At 47.3% G+C, this 19519-nt stretch carries 15 protein-coding genes; 10 read left to right on the plus strand and 5 right to left on the minus strand.

The genetic code is table 11. The features are described 5' to 3' along the window. The first annotated feature begins 218 nt into the window (after positions 1–218). From ACXAGP_RS02930 to ACXAGP_RS02945, 4 genes are all read left to right on the plus strand, one after another. A complete protein-coding gene (locus tag ACXAGP_RS02930) occupies positions 219–431 on the plus strand; it encodes a helix-turn-helix domain-containing protein (RefSeq protein ID WP_475259420.1) in 213 nt (70 codons plus the stop codon). Positions 432–457: 26 nt separating this feature from the next. Beyond that, positions 458–1069, plus strand: a complete 612-nt coding sequence (locus ACXAGP_RS02935; protein ID WP_475259421.1) for a hypothetical protein — start codon at positions 458–460, stop codon at positions 1067–1069. Beyond that, entirely contained in the window at positions 1070–2344 is a 1275-nt protein-coding gene (locus ACXAGP_RS02940) for a serine hydrolase domain-containing protein (RefSeq protein WP_475259423.1), read from the plus strand. 185 nt (positions 2345–2529) lie between these two features. Beyond that, positions 2530–3327 (plus strand): hypothetical protein, encoded by a 798-nt coding sequence (locus tag ACXAGP_RS02945; RefSeq protein ID WP_475259424.1) that lies wholly within the window; start codon positions 2530–2532, stop codon positions 3325–3327. Between the two features lie 206 nt (positions 3328–3533). Here ACXAGP_RS02945 and ACXAGP_RS02950 read toward each other — a convergent pair whose 3' ends face one another. Next, positions 3534–4004 carry an Lrp/AsnC family transcriptional regulator gene (locus tag ACXAGP_RS02950; RefSeq protein ID WP_475259425.1) on the minus strand — a complete coding sequence of 157 codons (471 nt, stop codon included), beginning with the start codon at positions 4002–4004 and terminating at the stop codon, positions 3534–3536. Positions 4005–4133: 129 nt separating this feature from the next. Between ACXAGP_RS02950 and ACXAGP_RS02955 the strand changes: the two genes are divergently transcribed. Beyond that, entirely contained in the window at positions 4134–4799 is a 666-nt protein-coding gene (locus ACXAGP_RS02955; RefSeq protein ID WP_475259426.1) for a glutathione S-transferase family protein, read from the plus strand. A gap of 129 nt (positions 4800–4928) precedes the next feature. Here ACXAGP_RS02955 and gcvP read toward each other — a convergent pair whose 3' ends face one another. The 3 genes from gcvP to gcvT form a co-directional block, all read right to left on the minus strand. Continuing rightward, complete coding sequence (gene gcvP / locus ACXAGP_RS02960) at positions 4929–7832, minus strand: aminomethyl-transferring glycine dehydrogenase (protein WP_475259428.1); 2904 nt, start codon at positions 7830–7832, stop codon at positions 4929–4931. A 181-nt stretch (positions 7833–8013) separates the two neighbouring features. Further along, positions 8014–8403: a glycine cleavage system protein GcvH gene (gcvH, locus tag ACXAGP_RS02965; protein ID WP_475259429.1), complete on the minus strand. Its 390-nt coding sequence runs from the start codon at positions 8401–8403 to the stop codon at positions 8014–8016. A 76-nt stretch (positions 8404–8479) separates the two neighbouring features. Then, positions 8480–9559 carry a glycine cleavage system aminomethyltransferase GcvT gene (gene gcvT / locus ACXAGP_RS02970; RefSeq protein WP_475259430.1) on the minus strand — a complete coding sequence of 360 codons (1080 nt, stop codon included), beginning with the start codon at positions 9557–9559 and terminating at the stop codon, positions 8480–8482. 301 nt (positions 9560–9860) lie between these two features. Here gcvT and ACXAGP_RS02975 point away from each other — a divergent pair, with 301 nt between their 5' ends. Next, on the plus strand, positions 9861–15050 hold the full coding sequence (locus tag ACXAGP_RS02975; RefSeq protein WP_475259431.1) for a DUF1800 domain-containing protein: 5190 nt from the start codon (positions 9861–9863) through the stop codon (positions 15048–15050). An 18-nt stretch (positions 15051–15068) separates the two neighbouring features. Continuing rightward, positions 15069–16319: a DUF1501 domain-containing protein gene (locus ACXAGP_RS02980; RefSeq protein WP_475259432.1), complete on the plus strand. Its 1251-nt coding sequence runs from the start codon at positions 15069–15071 to the stop codon at positions 16317–16319. 249 nt (positions 16320–16568) lie between these two features. Here the strand turns inward: ACXAGP_RS02980 and ACXAGP_RS02985 are convergent, their stop codons facing one another. Further along, positions 16569–17366, minus strand: a complete 798-nt coding sequence (locus tag ACXAGP_RS02985) for a hypothetical protein (protein WP_475259433.1) — start codon at positions 17364–17366, stop codon at positions 16569–16571. 139 nt (positions 17367–17505) lie between these two features. Here ACXAGP_RS02985 and ACXAGP_RS02990 point away from each other — a divergent pair, with 139 nt between their 5' ends. The 3 genes from ACXAGP_RS02990 (at position 17506) to ACXAGP_RS03000 (ending at position 19444) form a co-directional block, all read left to right on the plus strand. Continuing rightward, entirely contained in the window at positions 17506–18378 is an 873-nt protein-coding gene (locus ACXAGP_RS02990; RefSeq protein WP_475259435.1) for a LysR family transcriptional regulator, read from the plus strand. Between the two features lie 74 nt (positions 18379–18452). After that, on the plus strand, positions 18453–18890 hold the full coding sequence (locus ACXAGP_RS02995) for a MarR family winged helix-turn-helix transcriptional regulator (protein WP_475259436.1): 438 nt from the start codon (positions 18453–18455) through the stop codon (positions 18888–18890). A 128-nt stretch (positions 18891–19018) separates the two neighbouring features. Next, complete coding sequence (locus ACXAGP_RS03000; protein ID WP_475259437.1) at positions 19019–19444, plus strand: organic hydroperoxide resistance protein; 426 nt, start codon at positions 19019–19021, stop codon at positions 19442–19444. Positions 19445–19519: the final 75 nt, after the last annotated feature.

Here is a 19519-nt window from a genome sequence, read left to right on the forward strand (position 1 = left end):
GTATTTAAGCTCGGCATCTCAAACTTGTGTACAAATCTATGTTTAGTTGAATAAAACAAGTATAGCTATAAAAGCCAGACCAGCGTGAATGGACCAGATAAAAGGCCTTAATTGAACTACATCGCTTCAGAGCAAAAACACTGCAAAACATAAATAATTTTACGATTATCATAAAATAAAATTTGACTAACATAAAATCTGCCGTTATTTTAAACAGCATGAACATACGCATAAATCTCGATATTGAATTGGCCAGGAAAAAGATGTCGCTCACCGAACTCTCTGAGCGCATTGGTATTTCCATGACCAATTTATCTTTATTAAAAAACGGAAAAGTAAAAGCCATTCGCTTTAGTACCTTGGAAGCCATCTGCGAAGCACTGGAGTGCCAACCGGGGGATATTCTGGTGTACGAGAAGCAAAACAAGTAATGGCGATCACCTTATCAGGAGGCTTTATGGAGCAACGCGAACAAATAACATCAGGGATAGCAGCTATTGCTTTAGCAGCACTATTTCCAATTTATTGGATCTTTAGCTTATCTGACGCAATGGGAGATTTTGAGGCGTCGATTCGGGCCAACCTGACAGCATTGGACTTCAGCGACTTGTTGTTTTTAGTACTGGGAATACTGGAGATTTACGTTTATTTAAGTTTGCGTAAAACCCTGAAAGACTACATGGGTACCAGGGCGCCACAGATATTATTGCTGCTGATGTGCATAGCGGTCATTGCCTTTCATAGCACCCTGATTTTTGATCTGTACCTTGCCATGGCGCAGGCCCCATCTACAAAGACCATAGATAGCCTCAATAACATTGCCATCGCAGTTTCCATCGGTGGGCTCATCATCTACAGCATTCTGGGTCTGGTGTTTGCCATCTTGTTAATGTTAAAAGCCAAAGAGATCTCACCCCTTATCAAAGTATTCAGCATTCTGTTTCTCATCAGCTGTGCTTTGCAACTTACTGTGGTGTTCTCTTTTGTCAGCCTGTTGTTATTCCCGGCCGCCATGCTGGTGCTGGCCATTTACTATTTTAAAAGCCCAACCAGTGTTGAGGTGGTTTAAATGAAAATCCTGTTCAAACGCATTTTATTGTTGTTGTCTCTGCTATTGCTGTGGAGTGCAGTGGCCCTGTATGGCGGATTAAGTGGATGGTGGTTAAAACCGCTGGCCCACAAAGATGATGTGAATGGCTTTACCAGCGCTATAGAGCAACAGTTGGCAACTGAAGTTAAAGGCAACGTAGCACTGGTACTGATTGAGTCCGGCGAAGTGGTTTACGAAAACTACAATCACTCTCTGGATGAGATAGATCGCGAAACCCTGTTCCCTGTTGCTTCTATGAGTAAGTTTTTCACGGCGCTGGGCGTGCTGGAACTCACCGAGCCTAAATCAAAAAAGACGACATCGGTATCACTTGACCAGCCCATTGCGGAATTAATCACTGGCTGGCAGTTACCAGAATCCCCATTTGATCACAGCAAAATTACCTTAAGCGCCCTGCTATCTCATACCGCCGGGTTAACCGATGGCTTGGGTTTTGCTGATTATCAAAGCTCAGAAGATGTGCCCAACCTTATTGATTCACTCAATGCCCCGCTTGCCAGCGATGGTATTAGAAACATAACTGTGGGTTTAGAGCCTGGCAACGAATGGGCCTATTCCGGTGGTGGCTATTTGATCACTGAGTTGATAATTGAAGAACAAACCAGTATGGCATTTGAAGCATGGATGAAACAATCGGTATTCGCCCCCACCGGCATGAGCCGTGCCACTTACGACCCTATTAGCAAGCTGGATAACCATTCAAAGTCTTATGATAAAGATGGTGCTTCGGCACCGCTTTATCACTATGCCTCCCCGGCTGCCACTGGTTTATCCTTGTCGGCCCACGATCTGATTCAATTGCTAAGTTCAGATGTAATAAGCCGCCATAGCCAGGCCCTCACCCAGCCTCTCGGCAACAAACTGGGCGCACCCATTTGGGGCCTGGGAACCATGCTGTACGCCCCTCTGGATGATGCACAAGCGCAATCAGACAAAAACATGTTTATCTTCGGCCACGACGGCTCTAACGAACCTGCCATCAACAGCACACTACGCATCAACCCAATCAGCGGCGACGCTCTGATTGTACTCAGTACTGGCGGCGACTTTGTGGCCAGCCAAATCGGTTATGAATGGGTATTGTGGCAATCCGGCTACCCCGACTTCTTACATTTTGAACAAGCCATCGCCAGCGCCTGGCAACCCATGTTCTCAGGCTTTGTGGTAATTGTGATGCTGCTAATGGCGAGGTTGATATTGGCTAAGCGTGCGCGAACGACTAAGCCAGCTTAGGTAAGTACCAGCCAGAATAAAACCTAAACCAACACCTCATTCCGGGGCGCAATTTTGCGCCCTGCCCTTTGTTCACAAAAAGCGCGTACAAAACTAATCGCGCTGCGCATCTACGCTTGCACTTTTCTCTTATCTGACATACAACTTATCAAGGTTAATTATGTTACCCAAACAATATGAGTGATATGGATATCGAACAAACAGAGTCACAAAGCAATCGCCAGTCAAAAACCTCGCTGTTTCAGCAAAGAGAAATACTACTGCCGCTAATCACCGCCGTTATCGCCACCTATATCCACTTTTGGGGCTATGCCTACCTCAAAGGAAAACTGCAAATGGTGGGACTGGGAGATATTGAAATAGAATTATCGATTCTGGAATCGGTGTATCAAGCATCGTTGTCTTTCAGGGATATAGTCAATGGGATGATAAACGCGAGTTTATCCGGACTCATATATACAATTACTATTCTGTCCAGCGCTCTTATTTTGGTCATATTTATGTATTCCATTTACCACTACTTAAGTGGCTTCACCCGAAAGAAGAGTAACGAAACGCCAACCAACACAGACTTTCCTCACAGCATTATTGGCAGTTTAAAAATCGGAACGATTCAGAGTTTCGAAGCGTTTGCGGTTATGGGTATCATTGTGGTGTTTTTTCTGGGCTTCGCTGCAATTAGCAACTTATTGTTAAGTATCCCCAGAGCCATAGGCCTGGAATCTGGGAAAACCTATATTGAAAAGGCAGTCTGCAAAGATACAACTTGGGAAGAAATAAACAAAGACCGATTTGTCTCCTGTACACGAATTGAAGCATTAAACCAAAGCACCCAAGAAAGAGAGTTGCATCTTGGAGTTATTCTGTTCAAAAACAACCAATACACGATTATGGTCACCAACCAAAAAAGTCTGTTGCTGGATAATCAAAATAAAGTCATTGCCTGGTCTGATGTTTTTGAGCGAGAAAACGACGATCATTAACTCTATCAAATCAATTCAAAAATGATGCGATTAGAAGAAAGCTGCTCAAGTCCACCTCCTAACGCGTAAACACCCCAATAAAAAACCAGGGCTAAATTGCCCTGGTTATTAGAGGTTTTTGAAAAAGCAGTTTTACTTATTGTTCTTTTCAGAGTGGAATGATTTAAAGCTCGTAATTAACCAGAGCCTAAGTACAAACAATAGATCTAAGCGTTTGTATTACATTGAGTTGGCAGTTTCAAACTCGCTTTGTTGGTTTTTATCACAATTTTGGAGTGGAACTTTTTGACATTTGGCTCAGACATTAACAGGCGACGCGTAAAAGCATCAAACTCACTCATATTGTTTACCACCACAATAAGCACAAAGTCGACATCGCCAGCGGTGTAATAAATTTGTTGAACCAGCTCCTCTTGCTCTAGCTTAGTGATAAAACTGTCCAGCGCGGGCACACCGCCCTGCTCCAGGGTTACATCTATAATCGCGGTGGTAAAGCTCCCTATCTTTTCTCTATCAATAACCGCGATTTCTTTCTCGATAACGCCTTTTTCTTTGAGCTTTTTAATTCTTCTCTGACAAGCCGATGAGGAAAGCCCCACTAGTTCGCCGATTTTTTCCGTACTGGTTCTACTATCCAGCTGTAATATTTTCAAAATAGCACTATCAAACGCATCCACGCCTAAATTACCCCAACTTATTGAAAATTACGCACTCAAACAGGCGCAATTAAGCCATTTTAGCGGCGATAAGGAAAACCTGGCAACCTATAATGTCGCCACAAAAGAGCAACATTGAAAGGTTCGCTAATGAAAAGAATTTTATACAGTGGTAATCGCAATGCCTCTAGTTGGGCATTCAGGGCATGGTTAGCTTTAAAAGAACAAGGCATTCCCTTTGAAGAAATTATCGTGGATATCAAAAGGCCGCAAAGATGGAAAAACCTGGAAGAAATCGGACAATTCTCGCCACCGGCAATGGTGCCCGTGCTCAATGACAATGGATTCATTATTTATGACTCTATGGCCATTATGGAATATGCCAACGAATTAGGAGAAGGCTCTCTACTACCAACTGAAATCAAAGCCAGAGCCAAGGCCAGATCACTTGCATCCTGGCAACATTCAACCTTTGGCAGAGTATGTCCTTGTCTGTTTTTTGAAAGTGCTTTTTACAGTGAGAAGAAAACGTTATCTGTAGATGAAGTTAAGTCTGTAGAGCAGGTTTACGCCATTTGGGAAGCATCCATTTCAGATTTTGGTGGCGATTATTTAGTGGGTGAATATTCATTGGCAGATATCATGTTCGTTCCGTCTGTTGTTAGATTAACAGCCCATCTAACGCCTGATGAACGATGGCCTGGCGTTCAACATTGGGTAGCACTTTTACTGAACAGGCCTTATGTTAAAGAGTGGTTAGAGGCGGCTTATAAAGAAGAGCCGATCTATTTACCCGGTTACAGGAATGACCCGTAACAAACGCCCAACTTAAACAAGCACGTTCTGAATATTGTGTTAAACAGTTTTAGTCCAAAAAAAAGCGAGCTAAATAGCTCGCTTTTTTAACATTTCAGTATTCTAATTTCATTCGAAACCGACAACCGATTACTCTTCTCTATACGTATCCACACTCGGGCAGTTACACACAAGGTTTCTGTCGCCGTATACGTCGTCGATGCGGTTTACGGTGGGCCAGAACTTGTTGCGAGCAACGGCTTCGGCTGGGTAAGCTGCAAGTTGTCGGTCGTAGCTGCGGTTCCAGTCGGCATCGCAGATGTCAGCAAGTGTGTGCGGAGCGTTGTGCAGTGGGTTGTCGATGGCATCCCACTCGCCGCTTTCAACTTTGGCGATTTCTTCGCGGATGCTGATCATGGCATCACAGAATCTGTCCAGTTCGGCTTTGGCTTCAGATTCCGTTGGCTCAATCATCAGCGTACCCGCTACCGGGAAGCTCATGGTGGGCGCGTGGAAACCATAGTCGTTTAAGCGCTTGGCCACATCCATTTCTGTTACGCCACTGGCTTCTTTCAGTGGGCGCAAATCAATAATACATTCGTGGGCAACACGGTCGTTACGGCCGCGATATAGCACCTCAAAGTGGCCCGTCAGACGCTTAGCGATGTAGTTAGCATTCAGCATGGCGACTTCAGTGGCTTTTTTCAGGCCTTCGCTGCCCATCATTTGGATGTACATGTAGCTGATAGGTAAAATTGAAGCACTGCCCCATGGCGCTGCAGAAACCGCACCGTTGCCCTGGTTACCGTCAACCACGTTGATCACTTTGTGATCCGGCAGGAATGGTGCAAGGTGCGCTTTAACACCAATGGGTCCCATACCCGGGCCGCCACCACCGTGTGGAATACAGAAGGTTTTGTGCAGGTTTAAGTGAGATACATCGCCGCCGATTAAACCCGGTGACGTAACGCCCACTTGTGCGTTCATGTTGGCGCCATCCATATACACCTGGCCGCCGTGCTGGTGCACGATGTCGCAAATTTCTTTGATGGTTTCTTCGTATACACCGTGGGTAGACGGATAAGTAACCATGATACAAGACAGGTTCTCGCTTACCTCTTCGGCTTTAGCCTTAAGGTCTGCCATGTCGATGTTACCGTTTTTATCACAATCAACTACCACTACTTTCAGGCCTACCATGTTGGCAGAAGCCGGGTTAGTACCGTGGGCAGAGCTGGGGATTAAGCAAATATCGCGATGCGCATCGCCACGGCTTTGGTGATACTTCTGGATGGCAATCAAGCCCGCGTATTCACCTTGTGCACCGGAATTCGGCTGCATACACAGGTTGTCGTAACCGGTGATCTCAATGAGCCAGTCGCTCAGCTCGTTGATCATTTCCTGATAGCCCTGCGCTTGATCCACTGGCGCAAACGGGTGAATACCACCAAATTCTGGCCAGGTTACCGGGATCATCTCGGCGGTGGCGTTCAATTTCATGGTACAAGAGCCCAAAGAAATCATGGAGTGATTCAGCGCCAGGTCTTTGTTTTCCAGCGATTTGATATAACGCAGCATCTCCGTTTCGGAGTGATACTGGTTAAAGACTTCGTGGGTCAGGATGTCAGTGGTGCGCTTAAGGTCTGCTGGGATGGAGTTACTGCCCTGAGATACGATACGGGCGTCTAATGCACCGACTTCCAGACCGTGGTTATCACCACAAAATACATTGAATAATTCCGCTACATCACTGCGTGTCGTGGTTTCGTCAAAGCTTACCCCCAGCATACCTTCTGCGTCGGTACGCAGGTTAATACCGGCATTTAATGCGTTTGCGACGATGCTGGCTTTTTGCTCTTCGCTGACATTAACACTCACGGTATCAAACCAGGTGCCATTGCGCAGCGTAAAGCCTTTATCACTCAAGCCTTGGGCGAAGATATCCGCAAAACGGTGAATGCGATTAGCGATGGTTTTTAACCCTTCTGGGCCGTGGTAAACCGCATAAAAAGAGGCCATGTTGGCCAGTAATACCTGCGCGGTACAGATGTTAGAGTTGGCTTTTTCGCGGCGGATATGTTGCTCGCGAGTTTGCAATGCCATACGCAGTGCCGGACGGCCACGAGTATCTTTTGAAACACCGATAATACGGCCAGGCAAGGAGCGCTTGTGTTTGTCGCTGGTAGCAAAAAACGCAGCGTGTGGACCACCGTAGCCCATAGGCACACCAAAGCGTTGCGCAGAGCCCAGCACTACATCAGCGCCCAGCTCACCCGGTGCTTTAAGCAGTACCAGACTCATGATATCGGCAGCGACTGCAACGATACCTTTCTTGGCTTGCACTGCGGCAATCAGGTCGCTGATATCGGTAATTTCACCCGTGGTGCCCGGATATTGTAAAAGCGCACCGAAATAATCGCCGTCTGCGGCTTTTTCAGCTGCGGCGATTTCTACTTCAAAGCCGAACATTTCAGCACGGGCACACACCACGTCGATTGTTTGCGGGTGCACGTTGTCAGCGATAAAGTAAGTATTGCATTTCTTGTTTTTGGAAACGCGCTTGGCCAGCGCCATCGCTTCGGCAGCGGCGGTGGCTTCATCTAATAACGAGGCAGAAGCCAGCTCCAGACCGGTTAAATCAATGGTTAACTGCTGGAAGTTTAAAAGTGCTTCTAAACGACCCTGAGCAATCTCTGGCTGATAAGGGGTGTAAGCCGTGTACCAACCTGGATTTTCCAGTACGTTGCGCAAGATCACGTTAGGCACATGCACATCGCTGTAACCCATACCAATATGCGAGCGGAACAGTTTGTTCTTTTTAGCGACCTGCTTCAGGTTGGCCAAAGCTTCGGCTTCCGTCACCGCTTTGCCCACATTCATCGGCTCTGGTAAACGGATAGATCCTGGTACCGTTTGCTGCATCAAATCATCCAATGACTCTGCACCCACAGCAGCCAGCATGTCAGCCGTTTCGGCTTCGCTTGGCCCAATGTGGCGACGAATAAAATCTTCAGTTTGTTCTAAATGAGATAATGAGAGAGATTGCTCAGACATGATGCTATTTCAGTTTCCCAGGGGATAAACCCGTTTAATTAAAAAAGTTTAAATTTAAAAGTCAGAACCGGTTTTTAGTTAAAACGGCTCTGACCCCAATTATCTGTATCTGTGTGTGCCTAAAACAAAAAGGGCCAGAGTTGTTTGGATAAACGGCTCTGACCCTATAATGCGTTGACGATTAGTCTTCGTCGATGCTGGCTTCGTAGCCTTCGGCATCCATCAGGTTTTCAACCTCGCCTTCATCGTCGGCTTTAATTTTGAATAACCAACCGTCGCCAAAAGCATCTGAGTTAACCAACTCAGGTGAATCTTCCAGCTCTTCGTTAACCGCGACAACTTCACCGCTGATAGGGGCATATACGTCTGATGCTGCTTTTACTGATTCAGCTACAGCAACGTCATCACCGGTACTTACCTGGTCGCCAACATCTGGCAGATCAACAAATACCATATCGCCCAATAATTCTTGAGCGTGCTCAGTAATGCCAACAGTGAAAACACCATCGCCTTCCGGGCGAACCCACTCGTGAGTTGCGGCATAGCGTAATTCAGCAGGAATGTTACTCATAATTTTTCCTCGGATAGTTCTTTATAATTTGATGAATTAATCGGTTCTTTAACGGTTCAGTCAGACAAAAATTGAATTATAAAACTGACTTACCATTACGCACAAAACTGGGTTTTACCACATTTACTGTAACCCACTTTTTGCGCATTTCCACTTCAACTGTGTCGCCCACGGTTTTTGGTACACGCGCCATGGCAATACTGTGGCCTAATGTGGGTGAGAATGTACCAGAAGTGATCACGCCTTCGCCACCGTCAGCTTTTACTTTTAAGCCAGCACGCAATACGCCTTTTTCGGTCATCACCAGGCCCACCAGCTTGTCGTTGTTGCTGGTTTTTAATTCGGTCAGGGCTTTACGGCCCACAAAATCGCGGTCTTCTGGTTCCCAGGTAACTGTCCAGCCCATATTGGCCGCGAGCGGAGAAATTGTCTCGTCCATGTCCTGGCCATACAGGTTCATGCCCGCTTCCAGACGCAAAGTATCACGCGCGCCCAATCCACAAGGCTTAACGCCTGCAGCCAATAGCTTGTCCCACAAAGCAGCGGCCTGGTCTTCAGCTACGATGATCTCGTAACCCGCTTCGCCGGTGTAACCCGTTGTGGCGATAAACAAGTCTTCGGCTTGTACACCAAAGAACATTTTCATGCCTTCTACTGCGGCTTTTTGCGCATCAGATAAAATAGTCGCCACTTTTTCTTTAGCATTCGGGCCTTGTACCGCCACCATGGCCAGCTCCGGACGCTCAGTAATGCTTACGTCGAAACCTTCCGCGTATTTATTCAGGTGGTTTAAATCTTTTTCTTTAGTGGCTGAGTTAACCACTACGCGGTAATCCTGCTCGTCGAAGTAATACACGATAAGGTCGTCTACTACCCCGCCCGCTTCATTTAGCATACCGCTGTATAGCGCTTTGCCTGCTACCTGCAACTTCTCTACATCGTGGGTCAGCAAGTTACGCAAATAGGCTTTTGCATCAGCTCCTTTAACATCCACGATAGTCATGTGGGAAACATCAAACATACCAGCGTCCTGACGTACTGCGTGATGTTCCTCGATTTGAGAGCCGTAATTGAGGGGCATTTCCCAGCCATGGAAATCTACCATTTTGGCATTAGATTCAAGGTGTTTGGCATGAAGCGGTGTGGTTTGCAGCATGGCTTGCTCTCTTTTTAATTGTAGGGCTTTTTAGTTGGCGCAAATTATAGGCTGTTAAAGGCCCTGCAACAAATTGCAATTACTTATAAATACATAATATTTTTAAATGCAAAGTACAGATAACATTTGGAGTTTTTATACCCTTTACCAATTAGTCAACTTCTTGTTACTTAGGTATAACCATGACTTACAGGGTATTAACCCGCATGCCTGCTTTTTCTGTTAGCAATTCATTCAGCGACTATTATCTGAACATTCATCAAGGGGTCGGCTCCTTGATATTTATTCAGGAGGCAACAGCATGCGGTATTGGTATCTCAAAAGACTCTGGATAGTCGGGTTAATTGCCCTGGCGTTGTTCGGGCAGGCACAGGCCGGCACCTTCAACCTTACCCTGTTTGATAATGCTACAGGCACCGTTGCAACAGATGCCGAAGTCACTGCCTACAGGATTCTTACAGACGGAAGTCGAGACTGGGTGGCCCGTAAAAGTACCGATGCCAATGGTGAGATACAGTTTGAATTAGACAGTATCGAGTCTGGCACGCAGTACCAATTTAAAACTCGTGCCTTTAATGCCAGTAGCATTTACAGCCAAGCCGTGACCAATGTCAGCGATTACACCTTTACGGTGGGGCAAAAGTTGATTTATCTAAAAAACGGCGCTGATGCCAATCACCCGGCATTAGAAGAGCACAAAGTCACCTTAAAAGCAGTTAAAGCAGATGGTGGTCTGCAATGGATTAGCTCAGCCACATCCGATCAAAACGGCATAGTGCGCTTTAATCCCATGGACGAAAGCCTGCAATATGTCTTCACTGCTCGCTCTACCCTGACTAATGAAGAAAAACGCAGCGAAATTACCAGTGCCACAGGCGAACTGGAATTTGTGGTGGGCAATCTACCGCTCAACGTACAACTAAATCACGGTATCAGCGGTGCCCCCGTTGCAGCGCAGCGCATTGACGCCCGACGCATTGAAGCTGACGGCAGTACTTCCTGGGCGGGACGCAGAGAAACCGACGCCAACGGCCAAACGGTATTTGATTTACCGGGATTGGGCAACGGCGTGCAATACGAATTGAAAACCTATAACGCTGAGGGCTTTTTCGCAAAACGCGTAGTATCTGATACCGGCACTCTAACCTTCGCTTTTGGCAACGCCAGAGTACAACTATTAAACGGGCGCGAAGAAGGCCAACCGATTTTACCTGACACACGAGTTACTCTCTACCAACAATCTGATTCGGGGCTTGAGTACCTGTTTCGCAATACCAGTGATGTCAATGGTCAGGTATTACTGGATTTACCGGGGCTTGGCACAAACCAAACTTATGTCGCCAAAGTGCGTATCAACGATAAAAGCTACACTGCCGACATCAACCAGACCGGCGACAGCAGCGCGGTATTTGGCAAGCTACCGCAAATGTTGCGGGTGACCCTGAACAACACCGCCACGGCACAGCCTATTGTGGGAATGCGTATGGAAATACGCGATGTAACTGAAGAGCAGTCACGTCATTTTAAAACCCTGGAAACCGACGCTAATGGACAAATCGCCGCAGACATCCAAGGCTTTTACGAGGATCGTCAGTATCAGGTACGCTTTAAACCTTATGATGGTGAGCGTATCTACAGTGATGTTATCACCAGTCCTGCAGATCTGACTTTCAACCTGCATCTGGAGCCTGAGGGATTTGTGGTGAATGTTCTGGATGGCACCCAACCAAACCCCACAGCCATCGCCGATAGCCGGGTGGATGTTTATCGACTGGAAGGCGAAGAAAAACATTGGTATACCCGCAAAGATACCGACGCTTCGGGCAACGTGGCCTTTACCTTGCCGGATCTGGAAAAAGGTCAGCAGTATGTGCTTAAAGCCAACCATACCCAAACCAGTCGCGGCTTTTACAGCGAACCACTAACGGGTAATCGAAGCCACGATTTTGTGGTGGGTTATCAGCCCACCAGCGTCACAGTGGTAAACCCGGTGAGCAACGCACCACTTGCCAATACCCGCATTGATGTCAGACGGCAGCGAGAAGATGGCAGCTGGTATACCGAAAAACGCGAAAATACCGATGAAAACGGCCAGGTGGTATTTCATCTGGGGGAACTCAATAACGAGCACCCTGCCCTGTTAAAAGCCATCAGCAGCGACGGTTTCCGCGCAGAAATGCCCATTACCAGCACTGGCGAGCATCAATTCCCGCTGGGTAATACCGTACTTACGATTCTTAACGGCCGGGTGGAAGGTAATCCCATTCTTACCGATACCCGCGTCAACATATACCGACTAGCAGGAGAACAACGTGAAAAAATCAGTCATGCAAACACGAATGAAAATGGTCAGGTTTTACTTGCACTACCAGAATTGCAACAAGACGAGCAATACCAGGCCGTTGTTAACATCGAGCGTAAAAACTACGAATCCCTGTTACCCGGCCTAGGTGGCTCTGAGCATGTATTTGGCAAGCTGCCACAGATGCTCAACATTACCCTGAACAACACCCGCACTAATTCACCCATCTCTGATATGCGCATCAGTGTGAGGGATGTTACCGAAGAAGATTCAAAACACTTCGCCACCCTTACCACGGATGAAAATGGCTTTGCCAGTGTTGATGTGCAGGGATTTTATGAGAGCCGACAATATCAAATTAAATTACGCCCCTTTGACGGTGAATACATCTATAGCGATGTGATCACAGAAGCTGGCGATGTCAATTTCGACATCTATTACGATGCCGATGGTATCCCGGTCACTTTGCTGGACGGTAGCCAGGCCAGTCAACCGCCCTTACCCGGCAAACGCATTGATGTATACAAGATAACGGGCACAGAGACTAAGTGGTATAGCCGTCAGGACACCGATGAAAACGGTATGGCCTATTTTAAATTGCCGGATTTGGATATTGGTCAGCAATACCTGTTGCGCGCTTACAGTGAGATTAACGACGTAAAACGCTACAGCGAACCGTTCGGCGATGTAGACAGCATGGAATTTGTTCTGGGCAATATGCCGGTGAACGTTAGCCTGTTTGATGTGGCCAATAACAGTGTGGTACCAGATTTTCAAATTGACGCCCGCAAGCAACAAGACGACGGTAGTTTTAAATATTACCAGCGCGCCAATACCAACGCCGAAGGTGTCGCCCAGTTCGATCTGGAAGGCTTTGATAGCGGCGCGGTATATCAGTTCAAAGCGCGCTATCTCACCACCGGCGATTCCTACAGTGAAACAATCAGTAGCCTTCAGGATGTAAACTTCCGGGTTGCCACTGTGCCTGTACAACTGATCGACCGCGACACCAATGCCGCCATTGGCAATGTGAGAATTGACGCCAACTGGCTGGATGAAGACAACAAAACCCGCTGGGGACGACGCGGCGATACTGACGCCGAAGGCAATGTAGTATTCGACCTTGACCGCCTGCGCGACGGTACCCGCTATGTATTAAAGGCACGCAATCCCTTTGGTGAAGATAAAACCTATTATGGCCCCATTCTTTACAACGAAGGTGCGGTGCAATTTATTGTTAAACAAGGTGAATACGGTGAGCTGGACCTGGCCGACCCCGAAGTATTTATCACCAGCCCTACCCGAGACAATGTTAACGGTAATGGCTTTTTACTGGCCGGTACTGCCAGCGATGATAACAGCATTGCGCGAGTTGAGGTGAGCATTGTCGACCCGGTGAAAGGCACCACCACAGGTGATGCCACTCTGCAGGAGAACAGCCAATGGCAATTTCCGGTACCCGACTCTGCTATCAGCTTTGATGAACAAATCACGGTTTTGGTTACCGCTTATGACGCCGCCCTCAACAGTATATCGACAGAGCGCAGCTTTAACGTGGTATCAGATATGGAAGCCCCGGTTATCACCATCGTCTCTCACCAAGACAACGACAGTGTCAACGAAACCGGGTTTACGATTTTAGGTAACGCCAGTGACGACACCGGCACAGTGCAAGTGCGCGCCAGCCTCACCGACCCACTACTGGGCACAACCATTGAAGACCAGTTGGTTAGTGTGGCAGAAGACGGGCAATGGGCGCTGATTGTTACCAACGGTAAAGTATCAGGCGGAGAAACCATCAGCCTGAATCTCAGTGCTATCGACAATTCGGATAAAACCACCGACATCACGCTGGCTTTAGCCGTGCAAACCATCGTACCGCAACAACAGCAGCTTATCAGTCGTATTACCTTTGGTATGACGCCAGATTTGTATGTTAATCAACCGGATGCCGCCACCTTCCTGGCAGAACAGTTAAATCCGGCAGAGATTGACGATAGCGAAGTGCAAACAGCGGCGCAGTCCTGGACACTGGAAAGCATCGACGATCTCAAAGCATTACAAATGCACCACATGCTTTACTCACATCGTCAGCTTAACGAAGTGATGACCTGGTTCTGGGAGAACCACTTCAACACCCATTATGGTGTGCATCGCAACCTGGCATTTGAAGTGGCTGAAAACCAAGGCTTCCGACAACATGCCTTAGGCAACTTCCGGGATATTCTGGCGGTTAGCGCGAAAAGCCCGGCCATGATTTATTATCTCAACAACGCGCAAAACTTTGTGGGCCGAGCCAATGAAAACTACGCTCGGGAAATCATGGAGCTTCATACCCTGGGCGTTGATGGTGGCTATACATCTGAAGATGTTGCCGAACTGTCCAGGATATTTACTGGCTGGCATGAACAAGATGGCGCTTTCTTCTTTAACGAAACCGCCCACGATTTCAGCGACAAAACCTTGTTAGGTGTTGCTATACCGGGATCAGGACTGCAAGAAGGTGAAAGCGCACTAGATATCTTGGCCAGCCACCCTAATACGGCGCGCAATATCTGCCGCAAACTGATCACCTTATTTGTATCAGATACTCCGGTTACCAGTTTGCAGGGTCAGTGTGAAGGCGAATTCCTGTTGTCCGGAGGCAATATCGCCAGCGTTTTAACAGTGTTGTTCGGCTCAGATGAATTCGTGGCGCTGGAACACCAGGGCAGCAAAATTAAAACGCCATTGGAAGTTTTATTGGCTGCCGTGCGCAGCGTTAACGCCACACCGGACTATTACGAAATGGCCCGCACCTTATCCAGAATGGGTTATAGCCTATTTGAGTATCCAGTGCCTACTGGTCTGGCCGAAACTGGAGCAGACTGGTTAAGCTCAGATGCCCTGTTGCAGCGCATTCGCTTCGCCAATCGATTTGCCCTGGAGGGGCGCGAAGGTGCCAGTGTTGATTTGCAACAATTGTTGATTTCCATGGGCTATAGCTCGGCCGATGCCATTGTGGGCTTGCTCGCCGACTTAACCCTTAACGGTAGGCTTACCGATCTGGAGCGGGATGTGGCGATTGCCCTACTCAATGAAAATATCGCTGAGGGAGAGTCTTTTAATATCAATTCGCCCGACGCCCCCGAGAAATTACAACGCCTGCTGGGCACCATGCTGAGTTATCCGGCATTCCAGTATCAATAAAACCCAGGAGTAGTGAATATGAAACGTCGTCAATTTGTAAAAGGGTTACTGACTGCCACTGCTTCTGCCGGCATGTTAACCGATAACCCCATGTCGCTGTCGTTCCGCAAAGCTATGGCAGCGGAGGGAAAATCTGTCGTGGTGATATTTCAGCGCGGGGGTTGCGATGGCCTGAATGTGATGGTGCCCTACTCTGAGCCCAATTACTACAACATTCGCCCCACCATCGCCATTCCTGCACCGGATTCGGGCCTGGCTAACGCCGCATTGGACCTGAACGGTGTATTCGGTCTGGATAATAATATGACGGGATTACACCAAATCTGGCAAGAAGGTAATCTGGCTATTATGCCTACCACCCATTACAACGACGCCTCTCGCTCGCATTTTGATAGCCAACATTACATTGAAAGTGCCCGCCCTGGGGTGCGAAACGGGCAACAGGTGAGTGATGATGGGTGGCTCAACCGTCACATGCAATCGCAGTTTTTACCCTCTTCGTTTCGAGCGGTAAGCATGGGGCGTGGCGGTATTGCGCAGTCATTGGTGGGCTCTGCCGATGCTAAAACCATTGGTAGCCTTGCCGATTTCAGCATAGGCGTAACTGATGACGAACAAGCCATGTTGTTGCAGCGCATTGATCAGATTTACCAACAACCCGCCAGTGCCATGACAAATCACCAATTATTGCAGCGTTTTGGCAGCTCCTTGGTATCGGATCTCAACATCATTGGCGATATTCGCAATCAGGAATATATCCCGGACAATGGTGTTACTTATCCCAACAGTGGCCTGTCAAGAGACTTACAGCAAGTGGCGCAGTTGTTAAAGGCCGGTGTGGGACTAGAAATTGCCACAGTGAGTGTTGGCGGTTGGGACACACATGCGGATCAGGCCATGCGATTACCCCCCAACCTGGGGCGTTTTAGTGAGGCCATCACCGCATTTTATCAAGATATGGGCACTATGATGAGCGATGTGGTGATACTCACTGCCACTGAATTTGGTAGAACATCACATGAAAATGGCAGCCAGGGCACCGATCACGGCCATGCTTCCTGCTGGTTTGCCATGGGCGGTGGTATTAATGGTGGGATATTCGGTGACTGGCCGGGCCTTGAAGATGACCAACTGAATCGCGGCCGCTACCTGGAGCACACCCTGGACTGCCACGATATCTATGGTGATATATTGGTAAACCACATGCTTAACAATGATCTGGCCACGGTATTACCCGGCCATAACTATTCGCCAGTGGGATTGTTTTAGATTAGATTGGAATATTTCGCGACGCTTAATCGTTTATTTTTTAAACGAATAAAAAAGCACGCGATAATACGTTAACAACAACTCGATAAAGAGATGCGACACACGAGAGCGTATTGACCGTTGCTGTACAATTTTACAGCAAAGGTCTACACGCTCTAACTAACTGCGTACTTTTTGGCGTCCGGCTTATGCCGGACGTTTTTTCATGTGCGGATTTTTCCAGTAATTTAGCGTTCAGAACCTTGCAAACTAGTTAGCGCTTAATTGCATGTCCATCCCATCATTAGCTACGGTTAGCGATTCAGAGCTACTCCAGCTGGTATCCGGAAAAAACGACGTGCTAAAACCGCCTTTGCCATTGCGACTGACCTGCAGCAAGCGATCTCCCGACAATTGATATTGCGTTTCTCGTTCAAGCCAGGCACTGATGCTCATTAATACCCACGCTCTGCCTTTGCCATGGAACGAGATATTAGAACGCAGTGGGGTGCCATCTTCAGCGACAGTAATAAAAAACTGCCCCTCGAATTTATTCACATATTCGCGGGTTTTCTTATCATCTATGATGACTTCGAGCGGCAAATCAAACTGCAACACCGTTTCTCCTGCCACAGGTTCTTCTAAATCTTGAACGCCAACATAGGTGCTACGGGCCAAAAAACGCTGCAACCTGGGCCCTGCCGAGATCATATTTTGGAAATCAATAGCATCCAAATTTTCCAGCGCCATCATAGTTGGCGTGTTCACATCTTCGTCGTCCGCTTTTGCTTGTTGTTCTTGCTCTACCTTGGTTAACAAACTCTGCGAATAATGCACTTGCAATCCAGAACCGTCATCTGACAAGGTTAAACTGGCTTCCCCTGTGCGAATACGCTGCTCCTTGCCCTCGCCACGGATATTCTCTATTTGATTACCAAATTGCGCAGTGATAGGCGAATTACCCTCCAATTGCGCCAGACGAGCTTGCAGCTTTTCCAGCGAATTTGCATAGCTTTGCATGCTAAGTGTAAGTAGTGATAGTCCCAGAACAATCGCTGACTTTTTCATAACTTCCCTTTTAAAGTGGATAGGTGAATTTTTTTTAGTGTGGAGGGAATTGTAAAAGTTCCCTGTTAATAACAAAAGCCTCAGGTACAATTGCTAACAATTTAGTGAACACCGTAGTTTTGGTCATAATCGAACGCCCATGAAGCAGCTGTCATTAGAAAATTTGCGTACCTTCGTTACCGTGGTAGAGCTGGATGGATTTTCCAGAGCCGGTGAAGTATTGGGCCGTTCTCAGCCTGCAGTCAGTTTACAAATCAAAAAACTGGAAGAGCAATTGGGCACACGGCTGTTTCAAAAACAAGGACAGCGCCAGGTAGTTAACCACGCCGGGCAAAAGCTTTATGAACTGGCCATTCCCCTGTTAAAGCAAAATGATCACATTTTTCAGTTCTTCGCGGAAAAGCCCGTTTCGGGTAACTTGCGTTTAGGCATTCCCAGCGAGTTTGCCACGCAACTATTGCCTTCCATTATTGGCTCTTTTAACAATATGTATCCAGATGTCACATTGGAGGTGACATCGTCATTGAGTGCCTCATTGCTGGAAAAACATCGCAGCAACCCCTTCGATTTATTACTCACTATCGCCACACAAAACGATGCCGAAGCAAACGCCGGGTCTGAAGGTTTTACCCTGACAGATGAGTTGGTTTGGGTGGGTTCCGAAAAACAATTGCTCACTCAAAGTTCTGTGGACTTAGTGGTGGCACCAGAAGGCTGTCGCTATCGAGAGCAATTGCTACGCAGTTTAAATACTGCTGGTTTACACCACCATATTCGCTACACCATTTCCGATATCACTGGCATAAGTGCCGCGATACAGCAAGGCCTGGGAATAACCGCTTTAGCCAAAAGTACAGTGCCAGATAATTTGATCATTATCGAAAACGCCGCCCTGCCCCCATTAGGTAAAATTGCCATTCAACTTAGCGTGCGCCACCAGCGCAACAAAGAAGCCACTGACAAACTGGCCGAATTTATTCGCACCCGACTGGCGGTGAATCTCAGCCACTGATCCGACAACAATTAGGCTATCGCAATAACCATTAGTGTATTAAGCTACGCCAAAGCTTCAATCAAGACGACACCATGACGCAACGTGATCCCTTAACGCTGGACAACCAGCTTTGTTTCGCTCTGTATTCCACCTCACTGGCTATGACCCAGGCTTACAAGCCATTATTGGAGCCACTGGGGCTTACCTACACCCAGTACACCATTATGCTGATTTTATGGGAACAAGATGGCATCACTCTGAAATCTATTGCAGATCGCCTGGGCCAAAAATCAGGCTCGCTCACGCCAGTGATTAAACGCATGGAAAGCCAGGGGCTGGTTAAACGTATTCGCGGTAAAGAAGACGATAGAGCACTCAGCATTGCCCTTACTGAATCGGGCAAAGTTTTGCGAACTCAAGGACTAGAAGTCAATCGTTGTCTGGCGGAGAGTTGCGGTATTTCTTTACAGGAAATGGAAACATTAAAAACAACCCTCTTGGAACTAAAGACAAGAATCTCAAAAATATAACTTGCGCAAAAATTATTATCGCGATAACTTAATAATGATTTAATCGCAAAAAGTCCTTAATTGGGCTTTTTTAACACCCACTTAGTTATTGCGATAATTATTACTTAGATAATTTATAAGGAGTTCTCATGAATCCAGTATATACAACCTCAGCTACCTCAACTGGCGGTCGCGACGGCCAATCTGCATCGGAAGATGGCCGTTTATCTGTAAAGTTAAGTACTCCCAAAGAGCTGGGTGGTGCGGGCGGTGAAGGCACGAACCCTGAGCAATTATTTGCTGCCGGATATTCAGCCTGTTTTATCGGTGCCATGAAGTTTGTTGCCGGTCAGGCAAAGCTGACCTTACCGGAAGAATTATCCGTAAAAGCCACAATTGGTATTGGTCAGAACGACAAAGGGCCTGGGTTTGCTATTTCTGCAGCCTTATCTGTGTCTTTACCAGGGCTGGATAAAGCCGTTGCAGAAGATCTCATCGCCAAAGCCCATCAGGTTTGCCCCTACTCCAATGCCACACGCGGTAATGTGGATGTGCAGCTAGCATTGGCAAGCTAACTGATTTTGGGGTCAGAAATTTTGAACCGGACTTATTCGTCACTTTGAAAAATCAATTCGGTTTCAAGGTGTCTG

It is taken from the genome of Planctobacterium sp. AWM4_229 (assembly GCF_056160305.1).